Raw genomic sequence first — 8,809 nt, 5'->3', positions numbered from 1 at the left:
CTTTCCGGATGGGCCGTTCGGCGACAGCTGCCGCCAAGCGACTGCCGACACGAACAGGGAGTCCACCCCTGTAAACCCCAGTCACAAGCACCATGGCCGACAGCGAAGCCAGCGATTCGGACGACTTCGCCGTCGGCGCCAAGAGTCGGCCCGTCCGGGTTACGACGCCGCTATCGACGCCGCTGGCGGTCAAGTCGTTCAAGGGAACCGAGGGCCTTTCGGAGCCGTTTCGCTTCGAGCTCTCGCTCATGGCCGAGTCGGACAACGTCGACTTCGCCAAGCTGCTCGGCGGGTCAGTCACCGTTACCGTCGACTTGCCAGGTCAATCGACCCGCGTCTGGAACGGCATCGTCACATCGCTCAGCCAGACCGGACAGGACGACAATTTCACGTACTACGAAGCCGTGCTCGAACCGGCTTTGGTGCGGCTGAGAATGAGGAATGACTTCCGGATCTTTCAAGACAAGAAGATCGACGACATCGTCGATGCGATGCTGACCGATCTGAAGCCGGAGAAGTCGTATCTCCATGCGGACAGCAGGCAGCCGCACAATTTTCGGGTGCAGTACGGCGAGTCCGACCTCAACTTTGTCAGTCGCTTGATGGAAGAGGCCGGCCTCTTCTATTACTTCAAGCATGCCGAAGGGAGCCACACCCTGGTTCTCTGCGACGATTCGACAAAGCTCCCCGCGATTCCGGACATTTCGCCGCTCGAGTACCGGACGCTGGAAGGGGGAGTCTGCAACACCCCCGCGGTGAAAAGCTGGATCAAGACGCAACGGCTCACGACGTCGCACGTTGAGTGTCTCGACCCGCACTTCCAACTCCCGCGAGCGCCTTACGACGCCAATCGAGACGCGTCGGCGATGGCGAGCGACATTCCGGCCACGATTCAAGTTGGGAAAGTCACGCACGCCTTCCCGCCCGATAAGAAGGCGCTGCCGATCTTTCAGTTCCCGGGCGGCTACGCGGCTCGTTACGACAGTGTCGGGACGAAGGAGCAAGACCCCGATCCGGCAGAGTTTGAACAGAGCCCGATCAAGAATGTCGTCCCCGACGGAAAGTCGGAGGCTTCGCTTCAGAGCGATTTGCTGGCGATGGCGGCCCTCCGGATCGACGCCCAGAGCAACGCGCTCGCGCTGTCACCGGGTGGCGTCTTCACGCTGGGGGAGCACTTCAACGCCGATGCCGACTTCTTGGTCACCCGGGTGGCCCACCAAGCGTTGGTCGGCGGAGGCGCCTTCTCGCGTGAACAAGCCTCCCTCGACTACAGCAACGAGTTCAACTGTCAGCCGAGCGGCTTGCCCTACCGGTCGCCGAGGCGTTCCGGCAAGCCGGTTGTGAACGGCGTTCAATCCGCGATGGTCGTCGCCGACGTAACCGCGAATGAGGCGGACCCGACGAAGCTCAAGTCACAGCTCTACGACAAGTATGGCCGGGTCAAGGTTTGGTTCCCCTGGGACCGTCGTCCGGAGGCCCCGGCTGAGGGCGAGCCGCCGGCGGGATCGGTCGGACCAACCGGGCGGTCGTGCTGGGTGCGGGTGTCGCAGTTCTGGGCGGGCGCCGGCTGGGGCGCCTTCTTCTGGCCGCGGCACGGCCACGAGGTGCTCGTCGCCTTCGAGTACGGCGATCCCGACCGGCCGGTGATCGTCGGCAGCGTCTACAACGCGAAGAATCTTCCGCCAATGAAGATGCCTGTGCAGCAAGCCATCACGGGGGTCACCTCGTGCAGCATCCAAGGGAACCCCAAGAACGAGTTCAACGGCGTCACCTTCCACGACGACATCAACAACGAGCACCTTAGCCTCCATTCCGAAGCGCACCGCCTCGACATCAACGAGCAGAGCGAGCACAGCTACGTCTACGGCAGCTCGGTGAGCATGTGTGGCTCGCTGTTCGGCTCCCCAAAGTAGAGTCCCTCCCGTAGCGCAACGCGATCCAACTTTCCATGGCCGAAGACCCCGCCGACGCCGACCTGCCCAAGCTGGCGAACTTGTTCGCGCAGCAGGCGTCGGTCACAAAGAATTGGGCCAAGTCTTGGCTCGCGAAGCGCTACGAAGCGTCGATCGACGTGACGTTGGGGCACAGCGCGTCGATCGTCAGCGGGTTCCCGATGGGATCGACCAGCGAGGTCGTCACCGGCGGCTCCATGTCGCTGACGCTCGACCCGTCCGGGTGGATCGACAACGGGACGTTGCAGCAGGCGCAGGACCTCCTCGCCCCGATGGGGGATTGGTCGGGCCTATTCGGATCGGGTCGTTCGCTCCATTACGGCCCGGCGTTATCGATCCATCACGGCGCCGAGATCAACCGCCGCGCCTCGCAGACTTTCGACGCCGCCAATCCCCGGACCCATTTCGTCGGCGGCATCGTCACCGCGGCGACGGCGCTGACGATGCTTGGTTGGCGTAAGCATAAGGACGATCCTGTCGCGTGGGAGAACCTGGTCCGGACGCTCGGTCCCCGGGGCGTCAGCGGCATGCTGCTGAATCTGCTGATCGAGTTCGAGAAGGCGACCGGCGAGTGCGACGCGGGCGTTGAGAAGCAATCCGAAGCGAGCAGCCTCAACACACAGGTCGACGCGTTGGGCGCCGATTACGCGTCCCTCGTCCTCGGTGTCGCCTCGAAGGTAACCGAGCAAGGGACCGCGCTCGCCACGGCGGGCCAGACCGATCAAGCCGCCGAGCAGTCGGACGCGGGTTCAGAAGACACGTCGGTCGACGACGCGGAGAATGCCGGCGAGGCGGAGGGCGGCGACGACGACGCCGGCTCATCGGACGACGCCGGAGACCCGGACTCCGAACCTGACGCCAACACCGACGACTTAGAGTTCGGAACCGACTCGGCCGACGTCTACCAATGCTATGACGGGCTGGTGGCGACCGGCGCCCGACACATCTCACTCCGCGCGCGGGCGACCGATGAGTCGGACACGGACGCGTCGCTGATCCACCTCGACGCGCAGGGCGCCGAGGGCAGCGACAACGGCGTCGTCGCGATCAACTCGACCGGTCAGGCGACCGTTGTCTGCGGCCCGGCCGCGGTGCAGATCCGGCGATCGGGCGACACCGGCCAAGTCGATATCACCACCGGCGACCAAGGCGCGATCACGCTCACCACCGGCGGCGAATCGGGGAGCAAAGCGGTTATGAATCCCGACGGGATCACGCTGAGCGTCGGCGCGGAAGGGTCGGGTACGGTGATCACGATGACCAGCACCGGGATCAAGCTCTCGGTCGGCGCCGGTGGCGGGCCGTGCCTAGAACTGACGACCTCGGGCGTCACGATGAGTTGCGGATCGAACAGCGTGGCGGTCGACCAGTCGGGCCAAACCACGAAGGGGATGAACGTCTCGCATCAAGCCGACATGAACTTCGAGGCCAAGGGGACGATGGTCTCGGTCCAGGGATCGGGCCAAACGACGGTCAAGGGCGCCGTCACGATGATCAACTAACGCGATTCAATCGAAGTAAGGAGCGACAATCCAATGGGCGCGCCCGCTGCAAGACTGACCGACCTCCACGTCTGCCCGATGGTGACGCCCGGCGTGCCGCCGATCCCGCACGTCGGTGGTCCGATCACGGGCCCGGGGGCGCCAACGGTCTTGATCGCCATGATGCCGGCGTCGGTCGTCGGTGACATGGCGGTCTGCGTCGGCCCGCCCGACAGCGTGGCGATGGGGAGCACCACCGTGCTGGTTGGCGGTAAGCCCGCGGCCCGGATGGGCGACACAACCGCCCACGGCGGGAGCATTGTGCTTGGCGCCCCAACCGTCTTGATCGGATAGAGAGACGACGTCTCGGAACCCAACCCCTATGCTCACCGCAAGAATGCCCGCCGCCACGTCGAGTCAGGACCCCGGTCCCGACGCCAGCGATGTCTGCTGCGCGGCGCAGCACGCGGGGCCCTGGCCTACACCGCCCGACGCCAGCGAGTCGGCGCAGGCCTATTTCGCGCGGCTGGTCGATGACGACCGCCAAGAAGAAGCGATCCGGTTTGTCGCCGCTTGGTTGGGGCCACGCCGCGCCGTTTGGTGGGGTTCGCTTTGCGTGTGGCGTTCGCTCCGCTCCAACGACGACGCCGTCGTCGCGCACAACGCCGCCATCGACGCCGCGGTAGCTTGGGTAATCGCTCCCAACGAAGAGAATCGCCGCGCAGCGGGCGTCGCGGCCGAGGCCGCGGGATACGCAACCGCGGCGGGCGCCAGCGCGACGGCCGCCTTTTGGTCGGAAGGGAGCATCTCGCTGCCGGGTCAGCCGGAAGTGCCGCCGCCCGCGGGTGTCTCGGCAAAAGCGGCGGCGAACGCCGTGCTGATGGCCGCCGCTAACCCCTCGGCGCCGGTCCGCCACAGGACGCTGCGGCAGTCGCTGAGAATGGCGGCGGAAATCCTTGGCGGCGCCAACCTTTGGCCATACGCCCCGTTTAGAAAAACCTCGCCCCCTCAAGAGGCCTCCCAATGACCGCACCCAACGTGATTGCAACGGTGCTCGAATCGTTGAATGGCCTTCGACAAGAGTTGAAGGCGGCCCAGCACGGCCCGATGGACCCGCGTCTCCGCTCGGAACTGGCGCGCCTCACCGTAGCGAACGAGACCTGCGTCGCCAATCTGGCGTTGGGGCATCAGTCTGCCGCCGAGCAACTCGCGGCAAAGAAGACTCTCGCTGCTCAGATGGCGGCCGCCAACAAGGCGGCGATTCAGCAGAAGAAAGAGGCGGCGACCAGAAAAGCGGACAAGCCCGCCGCAGCGGCGCCCGAGCCGCCGGTGGACCCCCTCCTCGGCTCTCTTTTGGCTAAGGAGCTTCTTGCACGCCAATGCCAGGGCGAAGCCACTGCCTCAGTCAATCAGAACGTAGGGCTCTTGGACGATTGGAACTGGACGCCGTCCGAGGCGGCTCCTGTTGAAGCTTCCGTCTAATAGCGGAAACGCAGTTCCGAGCGAACCTGGGTTTCGGCCCAGCCATCGCTCGTGATCGGCGTCGAGTAGCTGACGCCAAAATCGGCCCGGTCGCAAAAGAACAGCCGCAGACCGGCGGCGCCGTGCAGGTACGATTCACCGCTTGCTTGGTTGAAGTTGGGCGTGGTCAGTGGGTCGGTATAGGCGCCGTCTTGAAACCGCCAGCCGTTCATCTCGATAACACCCAAGAGCGGCACGCAGGGGTGCGGACGGGCGAGCACCCGGTTGTAGGCGACGTTGTAACGGAAAATCGCCCCCTGATAGATCGAGTCGCCCCCCAACGGGATCCACTCGTTGAACTCGGCCTGGACATACGAATCATTCGACAGGTTCAAGCCGAAGATCAGCCCGGGCTCAAGGGACGTATGCCCCACGCCAAGGCCTTTGCCGGGGCTGCCTTGGGGGATGTGGGTCTGGAATTGGAACGCTACTTGGACAAGTTGCGTGTCGAACAACAGCGTCTTCGTGCCGACCGTCATGTCGCCAAAGCCGGCCTCGTGCAGGCCACCAAAGTCGAGCGACCGGTAGCTGTACTCGAACCACGCCCCGAAGGAGCCATGGGCGACCTCCGTGTAGTGCCGTAGCTCGTCATAGTCGACTGACCGAGGTTGCACGTTCGGCCCTTTGCCCGAGCCGTCGTTTCGGGCCCAGAAGTACTCGGCCCGGTCGGGCCGCTGAAGGTCCTCGGCGAAGTCCCAACGGAACCGCTGCTGGTTCTGCGGACGGACCGCAGCGGTGACGAACGCCGCGTCGGCGAGCGGCCGCCACTGCGGATCGTAGCACGGGTCGGGGCAGCAGAGCCCCCGGTACACCGCCCTCCCAAAGCGCCCCCAGCGTCCAGCCGAATCGCAATCGCCGCAGCAGGCGCCGGCTCCGCAGGTCTCTCCGCAAAACTCACAGAAGCCGACGCTCGTCACGCTGAGCGTCTCGTTCGGGAAAGGCGCCAGCGGCTCGACAGGTTCGGGCAGGAGTGGCTCGGTGACTTCGAGGGGGGGCGCCCCGATCGGCTGCATCTCGACGGGCAGCGGCAGCCGCATCGGTCGAGGGAGCGGCAACGGTTCGGAGCGTGCCGGCGCGTCGGCGGGCGTCGTCTGAATGAGGCTCGGTAGCCGCAGGGGCGTCGGCTGTGCGCCCGCCCTCTCACTGCTATTCCACGCAAGCATTGCTGTCGCGGCGGGCAGTGCCATCAACCAAAAGGTCGTGCGGCGGCGGGGCGGCTTCATGTCGCTCTCGTCGTCGTGACGGTTGTTTTGGTCGGGAGAGGGGGCTTCATTGGCCGAACTACAGAAGGGTGAACGACCAATTCTGTTTTTCTGATCGTCACGACCTGAGCCCTGACTGTGGTCTCTGCATGCCAGACCCAGCAATTCGGCCGCGAAACTTGCTCTGCCGCCCCTTACCGCGGTGGAAGGGGGCATGCGCCGTCGCTTTGGTGGCGTTGCTGGCGCCAGCAGGCCAGCAGGTGGCTAGGGCTGAGATTCCAGGTGGCCCGGTGATTGCCGCCGAAGAGCCGAGGGGGTTTTGCGCCAACGTGGCTTGGCTCGGGCGTCGGACCCATCTGTATTGCCGCACTTCCAACGTGGGTAGGTTTCTGGCGAACGCGGTGAAGCCGATCAGTAAGCTGACCGGCGGGATTATCCCGTCGCCCAACGACAATCACTTCGCCGCGGCGGTCGAGCTGCACGCGACCAAACCGGCCGGGATGGCGCCCGGGGCGACGCCCAAACCGCCGCCGCCACCGCCACCCGGTGTCGCCGCGGCGGCGCAGATCAAAGCGGAAAAGGCGCAAGCCAAGATCCGCCGCGAAGCGGTCGCCTTCTTGGCGGGCCTCGATTGTCGGTACTATCCCGAGGCCGAGGCGGCGCTGATTGCGTCACTCCGCGCCGACCGCGATCAGTGTGTCCGGCTCGAAGCGGCCCGCGCCTTGGCGACTGGCTGCTGCTGTTCGCCGGCCACGGTGAAGGCGTTGACGATCTGCGTCACCAGCTCGGACGAAGACGGCAATCCGGCCGAGCGGTGTTCGGCGGTCCGGCAAGCGGCCCTGATTGCGCTACAGAGGTGCGAGCAGTGCGGGGCGACCTCGGCCCCGACGACGCCCCCCGAGGCGCCGCTTGGTTCCGTAGGCGACGACAACGCTGCGGTGCAAGTCGGTTACAACTCGCCCGCTTCCGCTGACGACGTCGCAACAAGACAACTCACGCCACAAGTCGATTCGCCGCCGGAGTCGGTGGGTTTGCTTGACCTGTGGCGATCCGCTGACCGCTGACGCGGGTCACCAAACCAGGGCGATCACCACGATTCCCGCCGCGGCGGCGACCGTGGCGTAGCCGGCCGTCACCAGACGTTGCAGCCGCAGATCGGCGGCGATGGCGCTAGGGGTCCAGCGAGCCCGCGGCGACTCGTCGATCAACGTGTCGACCACGCCGCCGCCAAACGCCTGACTCCCGCCCTGGGGATCGCCGGTCGCCAACAAGTACGCGCCGACACAAGGCCATGGCTGATCGTCTTCGCCCTCGAGACCGCGCGATAGCACTTTGGTCAAGGAAGCTCCCCGCCGGCTGACCTCGCTCTGAAAGCGATGCAGCGCGGCGTTGTCGGCTTGCTCCTCGGCGTCGCCCTCCTCGAACTCGAAGAGCCGGCGGCAGAGGGTCGGGGTCATCGACTCGGTGACCCAGGCGATCGCATCTTGCAGAGCCGTCTCCGAATCGAGGCGATCAACGGGCAGCGTCGCGCCATAGCATCGCGACTTGCGATCCGCCGGCAGCGCATGAAGCAACCGACCCGCGCCATCGACGTGCTGCAAGTCGAAGCCAATCGCGGCGACGGGGCAGCGGACGCCTGCGTCGCCGAGGATCGCGAGGTCCTGTCGCAAGGCGTCGGCGATGGCGTCGTCGTGAGCGATGTCACCCAAGGCGTCGCAAGGGAAGACCGCGGCGACGGCGTCGATCGGCAAGGCCGATTCGCGGTCGCGAGCGATGAGTTGCAACAGATGACCCAGGCGCCCGGCGTCGCGCGCCATGTCGTCGTCAGAAAGCAGAGGACGTCCGGCAAGCGGGGACCCCGCGATGTCATCGAAGGGGGCGAAGGACTCGGCCCTATCCGAAGGCGATCCATGTTCCGCGGTTCGGCGGTCTTCGACTAACACGGAGGCGCCGCCAGATTCGCCGTTTGGGAGAACACGCAATGCCGCGGGGATTGTCGCTTCGACCGGTGCTGCCGTGCTGCGACGGCCTCGGCGGGCCGCCCGTCGTTGAATCAGTCGTTCGGTGCACGTTGACAGCAGGGAGGCCTCGTGGCAAACCAGGTAGACGGCGCGGTCGTCAGCAAGGACACGCAACGGCGCGTCGGACGTCGCCGGAGTCGGTCCGAACGTCGGCGTGATGCTCAGGGTGGCTAAGAGGTCGTTCTCGTAGCTAGCGGGTTGGCCAATCACGAGGACGAGCGGCTTGTCAGCCAGTCCGACGCCCCAACGAAGCATCGCCCCCGAGGCGTTGCGCCAAGCGGCGTCGAGATCAGGGAAGGGCGACCCAGCGGTTGGTTCGTTGAACGCCTTCCATGTCGCCAGCAAGACCACCGTGAGCAGGTAGGCGAGAACGAAAAGCAGCGGCAGCCAGAACTCGCGCAAGTACGGAGACGGCGCGTGAACGACCCGGTCGAGTCCCAACGCCAGATTGAGACGCCAGAGTCCAAACAGCACCGCCGCGATCAGGCCAAGGTGCAAGACCTTTCCCAGGGGGCCCGCCGCCTGCGGCTTCACCGAGGCTTTGAAGACCTGGAGGCTCGCTTTCTTCAGGAGAGCAATCATGGGCGGCTCAGCTCAGGACGCGCCGGCGGAAGGATGCCCTTCGCGGCCAC

The 8,809-nt window shown here is 65.7% G+C and carries 8 protein-coding genes; 6 read left to right on the top strand and 2 right to left on the bottom strand.

Going from position 1 to position 8,809, the window contains the following annotated elements; all coding sequences use genetic code 11:
• Positions 1–92 precede the first annotated feature (92 nt).
• Genes Pla108_RS09465 through Pla108_RS09445 form a run of 5 tightly spaced genes read left to right on the top strand, consistent with a single transcriptional unit; the run spans position 93 to position 4,915 of the window.
• Positions 93–1,913 carry a type VI secretion system Vgr family protein gene (locus tag Pla108_RS09465; protein WP_146444690.1) on the top strand — a complete coding sequence of 607 codons (1,821 nt, stop codon included), beginning with the start codon at positions 93–95 and terminating at the stop codon, positions 1,911–1,913.
• Positions 1,914–1,948: 35 nt separating this feature from the next.
• Positions 1,949–3,454: a hypothetical protein gene (locus tag Pla108_RS09460; protein ID WP_146444689.1), complete on the top strand. Its 1,506-nt coding sequence runs from the start codon at positions 1,949–1,951 to the stop codon at positions 3,452–3,454.
• 33 nt (positions 3,455–3,487) lie between these two features.
• On the top strand, positions 3,488–3,787 hold the full coding sequence (locus Pla108_RS09455; protein ID WP_146444688.1) for a PAAR domain-containing protein: 300 nt from the start codon (positions 3,488–3,490) through the stop codon (positions 3,785–3,787).
• 28 nt (positions 3,788–3,815) lie between these two features.
• Positions 3,816–4,460, top strand: a complete 645-nt coding sequence (locus Pla108_RS09450; RefSeq protein WP_146444687.1) for a DUF6931 family protein — start codon at positions 3,816–3,818, stop codon at positions 4,458–4,460.
• Positions 4,457–4,915 carry a hypothetical protein gene (locus Pla108_RS09445; RefSeq protein ID WP_146444686.1) on the top strand — a complete coding sequence of 153 codons (459 nt, stop codon included), beginning with the start codon at positions 4,457–4,459 and terminating at the stop codon, positions 4,913–4,915. The genes Pla108_RS09450 and Pla108_RS09445 overlap by 4 nt, the downstream gene beginning before the upstream one ends.
• On the opposite strand, the gene Pla108_RS09440 is transcribed toward Pla108_RS09445, so the two are convergent.
• Positions 4,912–6,141 (bottom strand): hypothetical protein, encoded by a 1,230-nt coding sequence (locus Pla108_RS09440; protein ID WP_146444685.1) that lies wholly within the window; start codon positions 6,139–6,141, stop codon positions 4,912–4,914. The genes Pla108_RS09445 and Pla108_RS09440 overlap by 4 nt on opposite strands.
• A gap of 392 nt (positions 6,142–6,533) precedes the next feature.
• On the opposite strand from Pla108_RS09440, the gene Pla108_RS09435 reads away from it, so the two are divergent.
• A complete protein-coding gene (locus tag Pla108_RS09435) occupies positions 6,534–7,220 on the top strand; it encodes a hypothetical protein (protein WP_231934405.1) in 687 nt (228 codons plus the stop codon).
• A 6-nt stretch (positions 7,221–7,226) separates the two neighbouring features.
• Here the strand turns inward: Pla108_RS09435 and Pla108_RS09430 are convergent, their stop codons facing one another.
• Positions 7,227–8,759: a type VI secretion protein IcmF/TssM N-terminal domain-containing protein gene (locus tag Pla108_RS09430; RefSeq protein WP_146444683.1), complete on the bottom strand. Its 1,533-nt coding sequence runs from the start codon at positions 8,757–8,759 to the stop codon at positions 7,227–7,229.
• Positions 8,760–8,809: the final 50 nt, after the last annotated feature.

Origin of the sequence: Botrimarina colliarenosi (genome assembly GCF_007859955.1) — a bacterium.
GTDB classification, from domain to species: domain Bacteria; phylum Planctomycetota; class Planctomycetia; order Pirellulales; family Lacipirellulaceae; genus Botrimarina; species Botrimarina colliarenosi.
Note: the sequence above shows the minus strand (reverse complement) of the source record. Positions and strands in the feature narration are given on the sequence as shown.